The sequence below is a fragment of the Bradyrhizobium sp. UFLA06-06 genome (genome assembly GCF_054820065.1).
On record NZ_JADFUD010000018.1, the window covers coordinates 108,201 to 124,472 of the forward strand.

The window sequence follows — 16,272 nt, forward strand, 5'->3', positions numbered from 1 at the left end:
ATGCGTCAGATCGAAGTTTGTGCCGTCAACGATATCAGGGCCGTCGTGGGAGAACAGGAGTGGGCGACCCGCGTCGATCTTGCGGCGTGCTACCGCCTGGTCGCGCTCTACGGAATGACCGACCTGATCTACAACCATATCAGTGCACAGGTCCCGGGGCATCACGATCAATACCTGATCAATCCCTATGGCATGCTCTACGAGGAAATCACCGCGTCGAGCCTCGTCAAGATCGACATCGAGGGCCGCACCCTGCTGCAGCCCGACCACGGCTACAACGTCAACGTCGCCGGTTTCTATCTGCATGCCCCGATCCATCGCGCGCGGCCCGACGTGAACTGCGTCCTGCATACTCACACCAGAGCCGGCACCGCGGTCAGCACGCTTGCCGAGGGGCTGCTGCCGTTGTCGCAGACGGCGATGCGGTTTCACGGACGGATCGGCTATCACGATTTCGAGGGGCCGGCGATCGATCGCGACGAATGCGACCGGGTTGTCGCCGATCTCGGCCGCAACAATGTGCTGGTGTTGCGCAATCATGGCCTCCTGGTTTGCGGCAACACGATTCCGCAGGCGTTCAATGCGATCTACTGGCTTGAGCAGGCCTGTCGGATCCAGGTCGACGCGCTCGGCTGCGGCCGGCCGCTGCATGCGCCGACCGAGATGGCGATCGGCAACACGGTGACCTGCTTTGCCGGCACCGAGATCACGCTGGACAATGAGCGCGACACCAATCCGGTGCTGAATGAAGCGGCGCAAAATCTGCAGGCCGGTTACGGCCTGCTGGAATGGCCGGCGCTGCGGCGGAGGCTCGACCGCATCGACGGGAGCTATGCGCAATGAGCACGGCGCTGGCGGCGTTGCGGATCGGCTTCATCGGCGCCGGCCGCGTGGCGCAAACGCTCGCGCCGGCCTTCGCCCGCGCGGGGCTGAACGTCGCGGCGTTCTACAACCGCGGTGCCGATGCCGCGCAGCGGCTCGGATCCCGCATCCTGTCGGCGCGGCCGATGACCGACGCGCAGCATGTCGTCGACTGCTGCGACATGGTTTTCCTCACCGTAAGCGACGACGCGATCCTGCCGGTGTGCCGCGATTTGCGCTGGGAGCCGCGTCACCGCGTGGTTCATTGCAGCGGCGCGACCGAATTGGCGGCGCTCGATCATGCGAAATTCGCGGGCGCAGCGACAGGCGGATTTCATCCGATGCAGATGTTTGCCAATCCGGACGTCGCGCTCGAGGGATTGCGCGGATGCACCGTCGGCATCGAGGCAGAGGGCGACTTCAGGCGCGACCTGGAATTGCTTGCGACCTGGATCGGGTGCGAACCGCTGGCGCTGCCGGCCGGTGCGCGGGCGCTCTATCATGCGTCGGCATATTACGTCGGTCCGTTCCTGATCGCGCTGCTCAAGGAAGGCGTCGAGCTCTGGAAGAGCTTTGGCGCCAGCGAGGCCGACGCGTTGCGCGCGATGATGCCGCTGCTGCGCGGGACGGTCGCGGCCGTTCTCGACGGCGGACTGGCGAATGGCATGGGCGGCTGCGTGGCGCGCGGCGACGTCGGAACGATCCTCAAGCACCTCCGGGCGCTGGATGAGCGATTTCCTCCATCCGGCGCGCTGTATCGCGAGCTCGCTTTGCGCAATGTCCCGCTCGGGATCGAGCGCGGCACACTCAGCGCGCCGCGCGCGGTGGAGATCGAGAAATTGCTTCAGCGCACGAGACTGGAAGAGCAGGCGGCATCCTGATCCAAGAAAAAAGCCCCGGTTCGCTGAACCGGGGCTTTCATGTTTCTGCTTTCGCTCACATCGAGCTTCAGGCGGCGGTCGAGGCCTTCGCTTGCTGCTTGGCGGCGGCGGCCGCAGCCTCGTCGCGGCGGATCTCCGAGAGCTTCTTCTGCACCTGTTCGGCGAAGATGTACTGCGCCGGACGCTGCTTCGACATGTCGATCTCGGGCGCCATCGGGCCCGTGGTCTTGATGCCGCGCAGCGCGACCCACATCGTCTTCAGCGGATTGTTGATCGCAGCGGTGGCCGCGGTCGGCTCGTAGCCGCAATGGGCCATACAGTCGGCGCACTTCTCGTACTTGCCGGTGCCGTAGGTCTCCCAGTCGGTGGTGTCCATCAGCTCCTTGAAGGTCTTGGCGTAGCCTTCACCGAGCAGATAGCAGGGCTTCTGCCAGCCGAAGATGTTACGCGCCGGCATGCCCCAGGGCGTGCACTCGTATTCCTGGTTGCCGGCGAGGAAGTCGAGGAACAGGCCGGAATGCATGAAGTTCCACTTCTTGCCCTTGCCGAGCGCAAAGACGTCGCGGAACAGCTTCTTGGTCTTGGTGCGGTTGAGGAAGTGCTCCTGATCGGGCGCACGCTCATAGGCGTAACCCGGGGACATCGAGACGCCGACGCCGAGCTCGGTGGTGAAGTCGAGGAACTTGGCGATCTCCTCGGCCGGATGGCCGTCGAAGATGGTGGCATTGACGTTGACCGTGAAGCCGCGCGCCTTCGCCGCCTTGATCGCGGAGACGGCGCGATCGAACACGCCCTTCTGCGACACCGCCTTGTCGTGATGTTCCTTCAGGCCGTCGAGATGCACCGAGAAGAACAGATAGGGCGACGGCTCGAACAGATCGAGCTTCTTCTCGAGTAGCAGCGCATTGGTGCACAGCGAGACGAACTTCTTGCGCGCCACGAGGCCGCGCACGATCTCGCCGATCTCCTTGTGGATCAGCGGCTCGCCGCCGGGAATCGCCACCATCGGCGCGCCGCATTCATCGGCCGCATCCCAGCATTCCTGCGCCGTCATGCGGCGATTGAGGATCGCATCGGGATAGTCGATCTTGCCGCAGCCGACGCAGGCGAGGTTGCAACGGAACAAGGGTTCCAGCATCAGCACGAGCGGATAGCGTTTGCGGCCAAGCAGCTTCTGCTTGATCAGATAACCGCCGATACGCATTTCCTTGAAGAACGGTATAGCCATTAGACGATTTCTTTCTGCACTTATCAAAGGGATGTGGGTTCAGATCAGCCCGCAGTCAGTTCGGCTGGCAGCCGGAATTCGATATTCTCTTCTCGGCCCGGAACGACCGAGACCGACAGAGGTCCGATGCGGCGCAGGGCCTCGATCACATCGTCGACCAAAACTTCAGGCGCAGAAGCGCCCGCCGTAATGCCGACGGCCTTCGCATCCTTGAGCCAATCCGGATTGAGTTCGCTCCCATCGGCAATGAGATAACTCGCGACGCCGACCTCGGTGCCGATTTCACGAAGCCTGTTCGAGTTGGAACTGTTGGCGGCCCCCACCACCAAAATGATGTCCACCAGTTTGCTCAGGTCCCTTACCGCAGATTGGCGGTTCTGTGTCGCATAGCAGATATCCCTGATGTCCGGGCCTTGAATATCTGTAAATTTTGCCTGAAGGGCCGCGATAATGTCCCTGGTGTCGTCCACGGACAGGGTGGTTTGGGTGATGTAGGCGACTGGCGCATCGCTCGGCAGCCTCAGTTCCGCCACATCCTGGACGCTCTGGACCAGCAGAACCGGCCCCGGAACCTGTCCCATGGTTCCCTCGACCTCGGGGTGGCCGGCGTGCCCGATCAGGATCAGGGCGCGGCCCTTCGAGATATAACGCTTGCCCTGGTTATGGACCTTGGTGACGAGCGGGCAGGTGGCATTGAGCACCGGCAGGTCGCGGGCTTCCGCCTCCTCCTCGACGCTCCTGGCAACGCCATGGGCACTGAAGACGGTCACCGCCTTGGCCGGCACTTCCGAGAGGTCCTCGACGAAGATCGCGCCCTTCTTCTTCAGGCTCTCGACGACGTGTTTGTTATGCACGATCTCGTGGCGGACATAGACCGGCGGGCCATACTTCTCGAGCGCGCGTTCGACGATCTCGATCGCGCGCACGACGCCCGCGCAAAAGCCGCGCGGCTGAGCAAGAAACACTTCCATCGGACGTCCGTTACGCAAATTGCACCAATCTCGTTCAATGCCCTGCGGCCTTTTCGGCAACGCACTCCACACGTCGGACCTCGCAACGTCAGTTGCAACGTCCGCGCCATCACAGTTCCTGGAAGGGATCTGTGCCCCAAGCGCATGGAAATACAGGGATTTGTGGCAAAAAGGTAGCGTTTCGAGTGGGGCTGGATCACGAAGGAGGGGGCATTGGAGGTAATATAGTGTTGGTTTTGCCTCCTGCGACCGTCCGTCTCCCTCACTTGTTCGTCACTTTATCGCCCACTCATGCGGTTTATACCGGCCATTCGTGGCCGTTCCTGTGCTTTGGAACCTCCTCGCCGTCCCGTCGAGGAAGATAACCAAAACAACATTAGATCGGTCCCGGGAACTCCGCTACAGAGCGGGCGTTTTCGGCCATGCTTCCCCGAGATTAGAAAGAAACGAAGTGCTGACAAATATTGTCGTCTCCGTTGTTAGGACCTGTACGCGTTTTGCCCTTCCGGTTGTGATTATCTCTGTGTTGCTGTCGATCGGCGCCGGCTTCTACACGGCCCGCAACTTCTCGATCAACACCGACATCAACAAGCTGATCTCGCCGGATCTGGATTGGCGCAAGCGCGACAACCAGTTCGAGGAAGCGTTTGATCGCGAGCGGCTGATCCTGGCGGTGGTCGAGGCAGCGACGCCCGAGCTGACCAGCTCGGCCGCGAAGGCGCTCACCGCGAAGCTGCAGGCCGACAAGAAGAACTTCGAAGCGATCACCGCGCTCGGCTCCGGCGAATTCTTCGAGAAGAACGGCCTCTTGTTCCTGCCGACCGAAGAGGTCGGCAAGGTCGCGGGCCAGCTCGAAGCGGCCGCACCGTTGATCGAGATCATGGCCGGCGATCCCTCGATTCGCGGATTGACCGGCGCGCTCGAGACCGGCCTTGCCGGCGTCAAGCGCGGGCAGGTCAAGCTCGACAATACGGCGCCGCCCTTCAACCTGATCTCCGAGACGGTCGAGACCGTCCTCGCCAAGGGCAACGCGACCTTCTCCTGGCGCGAGCTCACCAGCGACAAGCCGCTGACCGATTCGGACAAGCGCGCCTTCATCGAGATCAAGCCGATCATCGACTATTCGGCGCTGGAGCCGGGCAAGGGCGCGACCGACGCGATCCGCCAGGCGGCGGCCGATCTGAAATTTCCGACCGAATATCACGCGCGCGTTCGCCTGACCGGACCCGTGCCGATCGCCAACGAGGAATACGCTACCGTGCAGGACGGCGCGATCACCAACGGCATCGGCACCGTGGTGATCGTGCTGGTCATCCTCTGGATGGCGCTGCATTCCGGCAAGATCATCTTCGCCGTGTTCGTGAACCTGTTCATCGGGCTTGCCATCACCACAGCGGTCGGCCTGATGATGGTCGGCTCGCTGAACCTGCTCTCGATCGCCTTCGCCGTGCTGTTCATCGGCCTCGGGGTCGACTTCGGCATCCAGTTCAGCGTTCGCTACCGCTCCGAGCGCTTCAAGAACGACAATCTGACGCTGGCGCTGGAAAACGCGGCGCGCCGCTCCGCGGTGCCGCTGTCGCTCGCTGCGATGGCAACCGCCGCCGGTTTCCTCTGCTTCCTGCCGACCGACTACAAGGGCATCTCGGAGCTCGGCAAGATCGCCGGCGCCGGCATGCTGGTGGCGTTCGTTACCAGCATCACGGTGCTGCCGGCGCTGCTCGACCTGCTCAATCCGCCCGGCGAGAAGGAGCCGGTCGGCTACGCCTTCCTGGCGCCGCTCGATCTCTTCCTGGAGAAGCATCGTGTTCCGATCATCGTCGGCACGCTGCTGGTCACGGTCGCGGGCCTGCCGCTGCTCCATTACATGAAGTTCGACTTCAACCCGATCAATCTGCGCAATTCCAAGGTGGAATCGATCGCGACCTTCCTCGACCTGCGGAAGGATCCGAACACCGGCGCCAACGCCATCAACGTGATGACGCGCTCGGAAGCCGACGCCAAGAAGATCGAGGCCAAGCTCGAGAAGCTGCCGGAAGTGTCGCGCGTGATGTCGCTCGACAGCTTCGTGCCCGACGACCAGCCGGCCAAGCTGAAGCTGATCGCGCAGGCGGCCAAGACGCTCGGCCCCGCGCTCAACCCGGATTCGGTAGATCCGGCGCCGTCGGATCAGGAGAATGTCGAGTCGCTGAAGAGCTCGGTCGACAGCCTGCGCAAGACCGCGGGCGACGGCAAGGGGCCGGGCGCGGTGGCCGCGCGCCGGCTCGCCGACGCGCTGCAGAAGCTCGCCGGTTCGAACCAGGCGACCCGCGACAAGGCGCAGGACGTCTTCGTCGCGCCGATGAAGATCGTGTTCGATCAGCTCCGCAATACGCTGCAGGCCCAGACCGTCACGCTGCAGAGTCTGCCGCCGGAACTCGTCGACAGCTGGAAGACCAAGGACGGCCTTATGCGTGTCGAGGTGGAGCCGAAGGGCGATCCGAACGACAACGACAATCTGCGGCGCTTTGCCGACGCCGTGCTCGCCGCCGAGCCGACCGCGATCGGCGGGCCGGTCTCGATCCTGAAGTCGGGCGACGTCATCGTGAAGGCGTTCATCCACGCCGGCATCCTGGCGCTGGTCACGATCGGTCTGCTGCTGTGGCTCACGCTGCGCCGCGTCGTCGACGTGCTGATGACGCTGGTACCGCTTCTGGTCGCCGGCATCGTCACGCTGGAGATCTGCGTCTTGATCGGGCTGCCGCTCAACTTCGCCAACATCGTCGCGCTGCCGCTGCTGCTCGGCGTCGGCGTGGCGTTCAAGATCTACTATGTCACGGCGTGGCGGCAGGGCAGGACGAATCTGCTGCAGTCGAGCCTGACACGCGCGATCTTTTTCAGCGCGCTGACCACGGCGACCGCGTTCGGCAGCCTGTGGCTGTCCAGCCATCCCGGCACCGCGAGCATGGGCAAGCTGCTGGCGCTCTCGCTCGTCACCACGCTCGCGGCGGTGTTGCTGTTCCAGCCGGCGCTGATGGGCAAGCCGCGCGAGGTCAAGGAGGAGGATATCGCCAACGACGTCACCTGACGCGTTGGCGCTGTCGAACCGGCTTGGCGGCAGGCGCCGCCGAGCCGCGATGTCAGCGGACGGTGTTCCCCGCAGGCTTCCGCTAATGCGTCGGTCGCGCGATGTCCGGAAGCAGGCAGATATCGCCCACCGCGTCAGCCTGCGCATTGGCGTTGCCCGGGACCTGCTTTTGACCCGGCTTGGTGGCCGGCGCCACGGCGCCGGTGGTTTTCTGCGGTGCTGTTGACTTGGGCTGGGTGCCCTTCGCCGCCGGGTTGCCGGCGGCGCTCACCGGAATCGGCGGACCGACGCGGGTCCAGGTCTCGCCGCCACACAGGAAGCCGAGCACGCAGCCCTGGATCTCGAGCTGATCGGTGCCGACGGGCTTGATGGTCGAGCTGTAGAGCTGGCCGTCCTTGGCGTTGTAGACCCTGTCTCTTATACACATCTGACGCTGCCGACGAACTATGTGTATAAGAGACAGCCATTACACTGGGCGACGCGGATGGTGGCGACACCGTCAGCGACCTTCCAGTCGCCGGTCGGGTCCGCTGCAAGTGCCGGTGATAATACGGTGGCCAAAAATAAACCTGAAAAGGCTATTGTACGCGCGAAAGTTCTTGGGCAGTGCAACATGGTCCAAACCTGTGCTTAACTGGACGATCCGAGCGGGGGTCAAAACGCCGCTAGCGAGCGTTTTAAGTTGACGAGATGGCCATCAACCGACGTATGTAACGAATGGTAAGTTCCAATTTAGACGTTTCCGAGATTTTTGTGGAGCGCGAGGGGCAGCGCGGTGCCATGCACACGCGTCACCTCAACGAGCAGCTCGTTCGCGTTCTCAAGACCATCGGCTACGACGTCGGCTTCCAGAAGGGGCAAGGCCAATACCTCTTCGATCGTCAGGGGGCTCGTTACCTCGATCTATTGAGCGGATTTGGCGTTTTTGCGATTGGCCGCAATCATCCGGCCCTGCGCCAGGCGCTGAAGAGCGTGCTCGACGCCGATCTGCCCAATCTTGTGCAACTCGATGTCTCGACGCTCGCCGGCGTGCTCGCGGAACGGCTTCTGGAACATGTTCCATATCTGGACAAGGTGTTTTTCGCCAATTCCGGCGCCGAAACCGTCGAAGCTGCGATCAAGTTCGCGCGCGGCGCGACCGGTCGCCCCGGTATCGTCTATTGCGGGCATTCGTTCCACGGCCTGTCCTACGGCGCGCTGTCGCTGACGGATGATTCGAATTTCCGCGGCGGATTCGAGCCGCTGCTGCCGGGCTGCACCCCGATTCCCTTCAACGATCTCGAGGCGCTGGAGAAGGCACTGTCGTCGCGCCAGGTCGGCGCCTTCATCGTCGAACCGATCCAGGGCAAGGGCGTCAACATGCCCACCGACGAGTTCCTGCCCGGCGCGCTGGCGCTGTGCCGCAAATACGGCACGCTGTTCATCGCCGACGAGATCCAGACCGGCATCGGCCGCACCGGAAAATTCCTCGCGATCGAGCATTGGGGCATCGAGCCCGACATGGTGCTGCTGGCGAAGGCGCTGTCCGGCGGTCACGTGCCGATCGGCGCGCTGCTGACGCGCAAGAACATCTTCGACAAGATCTTCAACCAGATGGATCGCGCGGTCGTGCATGGCTCGACCTTCGCCAAGAACGATCTGGCGATGGCCGCCGGCATCGCCACGCTCGACGTCATCAAGGCCGAGAAGCTCGTCGAGAACGCCGCCAAACGCGGCGCCGAGCTTCGTCTTGCGCTGACGCGCATGGTGCCCGGCTATGAACTGATGAAGGAAGTGCGCGGCAAGGGCCTGATGATCGGCGTCGAGTTCGGTCCGCCGAAATCGCTGCGGCTCAAGGCGTCGTGGAATCTGCTTGAGACCGCCAACAAGGGCCTGTTCTGCCAGCTGATCACGGTGCCACTGTTCAAGGATCACAAGATCCTGACCCAGGTCGCCGGCCACGGCCTCCACACCATCAAGCTGCTGCCGCCGCTCACGATCACCGAAGAGGACTGCACCTGGATCGAGAAGTCGTTCGACGACGTGATCGCCGGCAGCCACAAGGTGCCCGGCGCGATCTGGTCGCTCGGCAAGACGCTGGTCGACAACGCGGTGCGCAAGTCGGCGTAGTTTCGAACCTGTAGCCCGGATGCAGCCAACGGGTCGCGCGAATGCGCGCCCGATGACAGGCTGCGCGAAATCCGGGGTTCTCACAGCGGGTAAGACCGTCCCCGGATTACGCTGCGCTCCATCCGGGCTACAAGGCTCATCCCTCCTTGTTCGCGCGCATCGCGCCCTCGAACTTGTCGCCGAACTCCGCTAGCTCGTCGGCGCCGAGATCGCTGACCGCCCAGTAGTTCAGGCCGCGGTCGCTCCAGCGGCGGATGTTGAAGCCCTGCAGCGTCGAAATCTTCGCCGCCTTGCGTTCGGTGCTCGCGGTCTGCGCCACGAACAGGTTGATGACGTGCTGGCGCCGCTTGTAGACCACGGCGCCGATCTCGCGGGCGTTGACGTAGTCGAGCCGGCCGCCGATCAGCGTGAAGCCCTGCGCGGTGAGATCGATCACCGGCGGCGAGACGTCGAGCTTGCCGTTGAACCAGGGCTTGACCGTGTGCTGATCCGTCGAGATCACGTCGGTGAGGTGGCCGGCCTGCAGCGAACGCAGATGCGCCGACACCACCTCGTTCTCGATGCGCTGCTCGTCATCGTTGCGCAGCACGATCGCGACAAGGCCGGTCGCTGCCATCGCCGACACCGCGGAGCCCAGCGCGAAGCCGCGCAGCACCGAGCGCCGGGTCGGCGCCGCCTGCGCTTGTGGTTGCGGCAGCGACTTCTCGATCTTGCGGCGCAGCTCGAGCGGCGCCTTGTAGCGCAAATCGCTCTCGGCGATCGCCTGGCGGATCTCCTGATACTCCTTCATGAGCGCGGCACAATGCGCGCACCCCTCGACATGGGCTTCCACTTCGCGCGCATGGCCGGCGTCGAGTTCGCCGTCGATCAGCGCGTGGATCAGCACTTCGGCTTCCTCGCAGGTCATTTCGCTTGCTCCTGTTCCGCAAGCCAGGCCGATCGCAGCATGGCGCGGGCGCGCGCGAGCCGGGACATCACGGTGCCGACCGGCACGGCGGCGACATCGGCGATCTCGCGGTATGAAAGATTCTGGATTTCCCTGAGCACGAAGGTCTCGCGGAACGGCTCGGCAAGCGCCGCGACCAGCTTGCGCACGGTCTCGCCGTCGAAGCGGCGCAGCAGCTGCTTTTCCGGGGTCTCCGGGGCTTCATTCCACAGCGGGGTCTGCTCGCCGCCTTCGGGCAACTCCTCGACCGCGGTCGGGGCGGTCTTGCGCCTTGCATATTCGGCGCGGCAGACATTGCGCAGGATCGCGAACAGCCACGGCTTCATCGCAGGTCCGCGGTAGCTGTCGAAATGCTTGTAGGCGCGCAGATAGCATTCCTGCACCGCATCCTCGGCGTCGGCGGCATCGCGCAGCAGATAGCGAGCCAGCGTATAGGCGTCGTCAAGATACGGCAGCGCGGCCTCGCGGAAGCGCCGCGCCTTTTCGGGATCGTCTTGCGACGCGTTGACAACCATCGTGTTCTGCCCGGCATGTCGAGAGACGGCTCGTGCCCGGCCGGGGGCGGAGGGCCACCGGCCGGGCATGGTTGTGATTGTATGGGTTGTCACGTTACCCAACCTTGACACTGCCTGTCATGTGCGGATGCAGCGAGCAGAAATACTTGTACTCGCCGGGCTCCGTGAAGGTGAACGAGAAGGTGCCGTCGGTATCCATGGTCTTGGAGCGGAACTTGCCCGCACACACCACGGTGTGCGGGATGTCGTCGCGGTTGGTCCAGGTCACGGTGGTGCCAACCTTCACGTCCAGCTGGGGCGGAGTGAACGAGAAGTTGTCGATGTGAACCGCGGTGTCCTCAGCGCGGGCCGCCGTGACCGGCAGCAGCATGGTCGCGACCACGGCGATCCCGAAGTCGCGTCGATTGATCGAACTCATCGGTCTTGTCCCTTAGCCTTGCAGCGGCGTGTCGATGATCGCCAGCGGCTGGCTGTTCTGCTTGAAGTTGATGCTGGCGACGCCGAGCATGCTGCGCAGCTTGGCATCCTCCACCTTCATCGGGCCGGGCGAGGGGGCGGAGCCCGGCGCCGGCTGCGGGAAGGCGGTCGAACGCGCGGTGTGGAAGGTGACGTTGCCCTCGACCTTCTGCATCACCTGGTGGATGTGGCCGTTGAGCACGGTGACCGAGCCGAAGCCCTTGACGTATTCCAGCGCGCGGGCGCCGTCCTCGGTGCCCCAGCCCCATTGCGGATAGACCGTCCACAGCGGGATGTGGGCGAACAGCACGATCGGCGTCGACTTCGAACGGCCCTTGAGGTCGTTCTCCAGCCATTCGAGCTGCTCGTTGCCGAGATTGCCGAGGCCGCCGCCCTTGAGGTCGACGACGTTGACGAGGCCGATGAAATGCACGCCGCCGGCGTCGAAGGAATAGTAGCCCGGACCCTTGGTGCCGCGGCCGTAGCGCTCCTTGTAGAGCTTGACCTCCTCGTCGATGAAATCGTGCTCGCCCGGCACGTAGTGCACGTCGAGCTTGGCCTGTGAGATGATGCGATCGGCGTCATCGAATTCGGACGCTTTCGACAGATGCGTGATGTCGCCGGTGTGGATCATGAAGGACGGCTTGACCTGCATCGCCCGGACCTTGTTGATAGCCTCTTCCAGCGTGCCGATGGCGTTCGGATTGGCCGGCTTGTCGAAGCCGACATGGCTGTCGCTGATCTGCATGAAGGTCATGCCGGGCGCCGCTTCCGCAGCGGCGGCCGAGCCGACGATGCCGAGCGAATGCGGCACGCCGCCGGTGACGGTCCACAGCACGCCGGTGCCGGCCCAGGTCATGCATTCCAGCACCTTGCGTCGGCTGACGCCTTTTTCCTCATCGCGATGGTCGTGATCGTGTCCGCTCATGGCAGGTCTCCCGTGGGCCCAGGGATTGGGTTTCCGGGAAGATGATCGGCGGGGCCGGGGCTTTATTCCCGGGACTTTGGCGAGGCCGAGGGCAGGGATGACGATTTCGTGAGGCCCGAATGATCGGGGGCGCAGGGGACCGCGCGACAGCTCGACGCAAGGGCAAGATGCGCAATTGAAGCGTTGCTGCTCGCAGCGTTATCGACCCGGCAAACCACTGATCGAGCGGAGGAAAACATGGCTGACGTCACCGGCGGCTGTCACTGCGGCGAGATCCGTTACGAGGTAACCGGCGAACCGGTCGTCCATGCGCTGTGTCACTGCACCGATTGCCGGCGCCACGCCGGCGCGCCGATGGTCGGCTGGGTGATGGTTGCCGAGGGCATGGTCAAGGTGACCAAGGGGCAGCCCAGGATCTACCGATCCTCGGAGCATGGCCGGCGGCACTTCTGCCCGAACTGCGGCAGCGGACTTTTCTATACCAATGGCAACATGCTGCCCGGGTTCATCGACATCCAGAGCGGCACCTATGACGATCCCGATCGGGTGCCGGCCACGATGCATATCCAGGTCGCGGAGCGGCTGCGCTGGATGGAGGATGCGCATGAGCTGCCGACCTTCGACCGCTTTCCGCCGCCGGAATGACCGGGTTGATGAACACGGTGCTTTCCGGCGAAGCGACTATGCGCGCCGCAACATGGAATCGCCCGCAACATAGATGGACGGTTGCAGTACGGCGTTTTCGTTTGGCGGGTACGCGCCACGCTCGCCCTTTCGAGCGTCCAATCATTTCACGCACAAAGCTGCAAGGGACTGTTCGCGTTCGGTCCGGTTGGCCTTATTCGTCCTCGTCGTCCGGACCGCCACGCTGCTCGATCGCGTTTCGCACGCCGCGCATGACGGCGAACGACACGAATGCCATCCTTCGCTTCTGATCATCGCTCAATGTCTTGTAGAGCGGCTCCCAGGCATCGGAGAGCTTCTTGAGATCGGTCCCGCGCTGAATCAGCCGGTCTGCCCTTCGTTGCATCATCTCGACCGGATTGCTTCCACCAAGGACCTCCATCGGTCCGTTCTCCTGGAGTTCGGCAATCCGCTCCAACCGAGCCTGCCGGTTTTTCGCTCGCGCACGGATGGCATCCTCGATGGCCGGCCAGTATTTCTCCTGATCGGGTGTCAGCTGCAAAGCGGCCTTGACGATGCCGACACGCATGTCCGTCAGGCTCTTCAGGTCGGTGGCGCTGGGTTGCGCAGCTCCGACCGTCGTGGACGTCTCTGCTGCGAAAGCGAGAGACGAGGTCGTCACCAAAAATGCAATCGCTGCGACAGCTGCGTTCCTCGTCATTGTAAGCTCCTGAGCTGCTCATCAAGGATGTCCGCGAGAACAACCGCAATCTGGTCGGCCACGGGTTGATCTAGGTCAAAAGGGGGAGGGAGCCGGCAAATATGGACGCGCTTCTGACCGTTCGGGAAAGGCTCAGGCCGTGACTGGCGCGACGGTTGCGCCGGATTGTTGAGCTAGATCAAGGTTACGCTGCCTGCGGTGTTCAGAAACTGCTTTCGACCTCGTTTCGACCGGGCGGTACCATGCACCTTCTGCTCAAGGAAATTCGGCATAATCCACTGCTCTGGATGCTGGTCTTCGTACCGATCGTGCTGGCGGTCGAGACAGCAGCTCCCTCCGCACACACCACCCTGTTTGTGCTCGCTGTTCTGGCCATCGTGCCGTTGGCCGCCCTTCTCAGCCATGCGACGGAGAGCGTCGCAGAGAAGACCGGCGACGCAGTCGGAGGCCTGCTCAACGCAACTTTGGGCAATCTGACCGAGCTGATCATCGCGATCGCCGCGCTGCATGCCGGAGAGTACATGCTGGTCAAGGCATCGATCGCTGGTGCCATCGTCACCAATTCACTCTTCATGCTCGGCGCATCATTCCTGCTCGGTGGGCTCCGCCATCACGTTCAGGAATATAATCGGGCCGGCGGAAGGATGTACGCAGCGCTGCTGCTGATGGCAACGATTGCGTTGCTTGCGCCCTCGGCTGTTGCCGACCTCGATCCGGCGCGCGGCGAAGCGATGGCGCTGGCTCTCAGTACGGGCCTCGCTGTGCTGCTGATATGTGTCTATGGACTCGGCTTGCTGTTCTCGCTCAAGACACACAAGGAGCTGTTTGCAAGCGAGGAGCATGGCGAAACCGGCGGCGCCGGCTGGCCGATCGGACTTGCAATAGGCACCCTTCTCGTGGTCACGGTGCTGGTCGCACTGGTCAGCGAAATATTCGTGAGCTCGGTGCAGAAAGCGGGCGAGACGCTGGGATTGAGCCCGGCGTTCGTCGGTTTCATCATCGTCGCGCTGGTCGGCGCCGCGGCAGAAATGGCGGTCGCGTTTTCTGCGGCGCGCAAGAACCGTCTCGACATGAGCGTTAGCATCGCGCTCGGCAGCGCGTCTCAAATCGCCTTGTTTGTCGCGCCGGCACTGGTGCTTCTGAGCTACGTCGTCGGTCCGAAGCCGATGGATTTGCAGTTCTGGCCGGGGGCCGTGACGATGGTCATGATCGCCTCCGTGACGTCCTGCTTCATCACCAACAGCGGACGGTCGGCATGGTTTATCGGCGCCTTGCTCGTGCTCATCTATGTGATTTTCGCCATGACCCTGTACATGGTGCCACCGGGATCGCACGGCCCGGTTTGACCACAGCGAGCGTGATCGTGCCGGCACCGACCCGGACGAGGGCGCTGCGCGCTATTCCTCGTCGCGAGCGTTCACGACCATGCGCAGGACGGGTCGCCGCGGCACGATGATCGGAGAGTGGCAAAGTTGCCGGCGTTCGAGCCCGCGTTCGCGCGGGCTCGAAACGGCTCTAGAGCGACAGCTCGTCCCGGCCCTTCGTCCAGTCGATGATGTCGATCTGGAGCCCCCGTTTCAGAATCTCGGCCTCAAGATTGCTGGCATGCCGCTTCCATTCGGCCGTCGACCGGACCCGGAATTTTGGCTCTTCACCGTTTGCCGCGAACTCATCGTCGGCTTCGAGCGCGCCGCGAACAGCCTCGTACATCATCTTGAGGCTCGCGTCGGTGAAGGCGTCGTACTCCATCTAGTCGTCTCCTCGGGAATGCAAATTCAAGGGACCGCCACGATGGCCATCGTGGCGTTCCTTTGCGGTCGATCCATTCAACATGGACATGCCGATGCCTGACCGAAGCTCGACAGCGAGCCCGTGCGGTGCAACCGCATGTCCATCGACTGCTGCTCAGCCGGATCAATACTGATACTGGTTCTGCGGGCAGATCATTTGCCCGTATTCATTGTAGTAGCAGCCTTGGTTGCCATAGTAGCCATAGGCGCCATACGCGCCGGCCGCGGCCGCTGCGCCGACGGCAGCAGCACCATAGCCCCAGCCTGGCCGATAGTAGCCTCTGCCGTAACCGGGATAGCCGGCGACCGGGCGGCCAGGGCGCCCCGCAATCGGTCGACCGGGATAGCCCGGACGCCCTGCAATCGGTCGGCCACCTGGACGGCCGGCAACGCGATATCCTCCACCATGAACCCTTCCACCACCTACATGCATGCCACCGCCACGCATTCCGCCGCCGTGAAAACCGCCTCCGCCACCGCGGAAGCCGCCGCCTCCTCCACGGCGGGCATAGGCGTCATCAGGAATCAGGCAAACTGCAACGAGAACCAGAGCCGCCAGAGCGGCGAGGATACAACGAAGCATGGCGTGTCCTCCCTCACGGACGATTTTGCGAGCCGTGAAGCTGCGACAATTTCGGCGCGCGAGCTTGACGTAGATCAACGGAATGCAGCAGGGCGCGCGTTCGACAAGGTCAGGCAGCTGTCATCAATCACTCCAGGCACAATCTGCACTTTGCTGCCGAAGCATCTTGCCTAGAATGCGAACCTGAGTTCCATGACATTTGCTTTCGCCTCAGTCAGCCGACAGCCATCGTTTCTTTGCCGAGTTCACCTGGTGTTTTTACGTCCTGCGGAACCCTGCCAAGAGGATCCACGTGCGGAAAGCGGATGTAACGTGCGCGTGCTGTGGCGCAGGTTTCCGGCGGTTGGAGCTATGGTCCGAACCTGGCGCCAAGGGTGAGTATCACTGTCCCGTTTGCGACTACTTGCTCGAGGCATTCGATGGCACCAACCTGATCGCCTATCGGCTGACGATCCAGCCGGCGCGCGCGCCGGCCCACTCGGTCAAGCCGTTCGACGATCAGCGATAGCCGGACGATCGGTCGCCACCGGCGCGCTTCGGTTTTCGAGGTGACGGCCGACGCCATGACTGCTTGGCCGTGTCACTGCACCGATTG

Annotated in this window: 15 protein-coding genes and 1 pseudogene; 7 read left to right on the forward strand and 9 right to left on the reverse strand. The window is 63.2% G+C overall.

The genetic code is table 11. The features are described from left to right. Both IF803_RS17705 and IF803_RS17710 read left to right on the forward strand, forming a co-directional pair. Entirely contained in the window at window positions 1-843 is an 843-nt protein-coding gene (locus IF803_RS17705; protein WP_016845397.1) for a class II aldolase/adducin family protein, read from the forward strand. Beyond that, window positions 840-1,742, forward strand: coding sequence for a Rossmann-like and DUF2520 domain-containing protein (locus IF803_RS17710; RefSeq protein WP_461192943.1), 903 nt, complete (start codon window positions 840-842; stop codon window positions 1,740-1,742). Before IF803_RS17705 ends, IF803_RS17710 begins: the two co-directional genes overlap by 4 nt. A gap of 67 nt (window positions 1,743-1,809) precedes the next feature. Here the strand turns inward: IF803_RS17710 and hpnH are convergent, their stop codons facing one another. Continuing rightward, on the reverse strand, window positions 1,810-2,970 hold the full coding sequence (gene hpnH, locus IF803_RS17715; RefSeq protein WP_461192944.1) for an adenosyl-hopene transferase HpnH: 1,161 nt from the start codon (window positions 2,968-2,970) through the stop codon (window positions 1,810-1,812). Window positions 2,971-3,014: 44 nt separating this feature from the next. Beyond that, window positions 3,015-3,941 carry a 4-hydroxy-3-methylbut-2-enyl diphosphate reductase gene (ispH, locus tag IF803_RS17720; RefSeq protein ID WP_461192945.1) on the reverse strand — a complete coding sequence of 309 codons (927 nt, stop codon included), beginning with the start codon at window positions 3,939-3,941 and terminating at the stop codon, window positions 3,015-3,017. Between the two features lie 451 nt (window positions 3,942-4,392). Between ispH and hpnN the strand changes: the two genes are divergently transcribed. Then, entirely contained in the window at window positions 4,393-7,005 is a 2,613-nt protein-coding gene (gene hpnN, locus IF803_RS17725; RefSeq protein ID WP_461192946.1) for a hopanoid transporter HpnN, read from the forward strand. Between the two features lie 82 nt (window positions 7,006-7,087). Here hpnN and IF803_RS17730 read toward each other — a convergent pair. Continuing rightward, window positions 7,088-7,620, reverse strand: a pseudogene (locus IF803_RS17730) (DUF2147 domain-containing protein). A gap of 102 nt (window positions 7,621-7,722) precedes the next feature. On the opposite strand from IF803_RS17730, the gene hpnO reads away from it, so the two are divergent. Further along, the gene (hpnO, locus tag IF803_RS17735; RefSeq protein ID WP_028338684.1) at window positions 7,723-9,114 is read left to right on the forward strand and encodes an aminobacteriohopanetriol synthase HpnO; all 1,392 of its coding nucleotides are present in this window, start codon (window positions 7,723-7,725) and stop codon (window positions 9,112-9,114) included. Between the two features lie 136 nt (window positions 9,115-9,250). Here hpnO and IF803_RS17740 read toward each other — a convergent pair whose 3' ends face one another. The 4 genes from IF803_RS17740 to IF803_RS17755 form a co-directional block, all read right to left on the reverse strand. Then, window positions 9,251-10,021, reverse strand: a complete 771-nt coding sequence (locus tag IF803_RS17740; protein WP_461192947.1) for an anti-sigma factor family protein — start codon at window positions 10,019-10,021, stop codon at window positions 9,251-9,253. Then, the gene (locus IF803_RS17745; RefSeq protein WP_018270594.1) at window positions 10,018-10,575 is read right to left on the reverse strand and encodes a sigma-70 family RNA polymerase sigma factor; all 558 of its coding nucleotides are present in this window, start codon (window positions 10,573-10,575) and stop codon (window positions 10,018-10,020) included. Before IF803_RS17745 ends, IF803_RS17740 begins: the two co-directional genes overlap by 4 nt. Before the next feature lie 94 nt (window positions 10,576-10,669). Beyond that, on the reverse strand, window positions 10,670-10,993 hold the full coding sequence (locus IF803_RS17750) for a cupredoxin domain-containing protein (RefSeq protein WP_028338682.1): 324 nt from the start codon (window positions 10,991-10,993) through the stop codon (window positions 10,670-10,672). Window positions 10,994-11,005: 12 nt separating this feature from the next. Continuing rightward, entirely contained in the window at window positions 11,006-11,959 is a 954-nt protein-coding gene (locus tag IF803_RS17755; protein WP_057015687.1) for a metallophosphoesterase family protein, read from the reverse strand. 237 nt (window positions 11,960-12,196) lie between these two features. Here IF803_RS17755 and IF803_RS17760 point away from each other — a divergent pair, with 237 nt between their 5' ends. Then, on the forward strand, window positions 12,197-12,604 hold the full coding sequence (locus IF803_RS17760) for a GFA family protein (protein WP_461192948.1): 408 nt from the start codon (window positions 12,197-12,199) through the stop codon (window positions 12,602-12,604). 193 nt (window positions 12,605-12,797) lie between these two features. Here the strand turns inward: IF803_RS17760 and IF803_RS17765 are convergent, their stop codons facing one another. Beyond that, a complete protein-coding gene (locus tag IF803_RS17765; protein ID WP_244980711.1) occupies window positions 12,798-13,172 on the reverse strand; it encodes a Spy/CpxP family protein refolding chaperone in 375 nt (124 codons plus the stop codon). A 374-nt stretch (window positions 13,173-13,546) separates the two neighbouring features. Here IF803_RS17765 and cax point away from each other — a divergent pair, with 374 nt between their 5' ends. Next, a complete protein-coding gene (gene cax, locus IF803_RS17770; protein WP_028338678.1) occupies window positions 13,547-14,650 on the forward strand; it encodes a calcium/proton exchanger in 1,104 nt (367 codons plus the stop codon). 169 nt (window positions 14,651-14,819) lie between these two features. Here cax and IF803_RS17775 read toward each other — a convergent pair whose 3' ends face one another. Next, window positions 14,820-15,053, reverse strand: a complete 234-nt coding sequence (locus tag IF803_RS17775) for a hypothetical protein (RefSeq protein WP_461192949.1) — start codon at window positions 15,051-15,053, stop codon at window positions 14,820-14,822. A 447-nt stretch (window positions 15,054-15,500) separates the two neighbouring features. On the opposite strand from IF803_RS17775, the gene IF803_RS17780 reads away from it, so the two are divergent. Continuing rightward, window positions 15,501-15,851 (forward strand): hypothetical protein, encoded by a 351-nt coding sequence (locus IF803_RS17780; protein ID WP_461192950.1) that lies wholly within the window; start codon window positions 15,501-15,503, stop codon window positions 15,849-15,851. Window positions 15,852-16,272 lie beyond the last annotated feature (421 nt).

What these genes read in the sequence shown, in the direction of transcription:
- IF803_RS17705 (WP_016845397.1), top strand. Translation starts at nt 1, where the DNA reads ATGCGTCAGATCGAAGTTTGTGCCGTCAACGATATCAGGGCCGTCGTG.
- IF803_RS17710 (WP_461192943.1), top strand. Translation starts at nt 840, where the DNA reads ATGAGCACGGCGCTGGCGGCGTTGCGGATCGGCTTCATCGGCGCCGGC.
- hpnH (WP_461192944.1), bottom strand. Translation starts at nt 2,970, where the DNA reads ATGGCTATACCGTTCTTCAAGGAAATGCGTATCGGCGGTTATCTGATC.
- ispH (WP_461192945.1), bottom strand. Translation starts at nt 3,941, where the DNA reads ATGGAAGTGTTTCTTGCTCAGCCGCGCGGCTTTTGCGCGGGCGTCGTG.
- hpnO (WP_028338684.1), top strand. Translation starts at nt 7,723, where the DNA reads ATGGTAAGTTCCAATTTAGACGTTTCCGAGATTTTTGTGGAGCGCGAG.
- IF803_RS17740 (WP_461192947.1), bottom strand. Translation starts at nt 10,021, where the DNA reads ATGACCTGCGAGGAAGCCGAAGTGCTGATCCACGCGCTGATCGACGGC.
- IF803_RS17745 (WP_018270594.1), bottom strand. Translation starts at nt 10,575, where the DNA reads ATGGTTGTCAACGCGTCGCAAGACGATCCCGAAAAGGCGCGGCGCTTC.
- IF803_RS17750 (WP_028338682.1), bottom strand. Translation starts at nt 10,993, where the DNA reads ATGAGTTCGATCAATCGACGCGACTTCGGGATCGCCGTGGTCGCGACC.
- IF803_RS17755 (WP_057015687.1), bottom strand. Translation starts at nt 11,959, where the DNA reads ATGAGCGGACACGATCACGACCATCGCGATGAGGAAAAAGGCGTCAGC.
- IF803_RS17760 (WP_461192948.1), top strand. Translation starts at nt 12,197, where the DNA reads ATGGCTGACGTCACCGGCGGCTGTCACTGCGGCGAGATCCGTTACGAG.
- IF803_RS17765 (WP_244980711.1), bottom strand. Translation starts at nt 13,172, where the DNA reads ATGCGTGTCGGCATCGTCAAGGCCGCTTTGCAGCTGACACCCGATCAG.
- cax (WP_028338678.1), top strand. Translation starts at nt 13,547, where the DNA reads ATGCACCTTCTGCTCAAGGAAATTCGGCATAATCCACTGCTCTGGATG.
- IF803_RS17775 (WP_461192949.1), bottom strand. Translation starts at nt 15,053, where the DNA reads ATGGAGTACGACGCCTTCACCGACGCGAGCCTCAAGATGATGTACGAG.
- IF803_RS17780 (WP_461192950.1), top strand. Translation starts at nt 15,501, where the DNA reads ATGAACCCTTCCACCACCTACATGCATGCCACCGCCACGCATTCCGCC.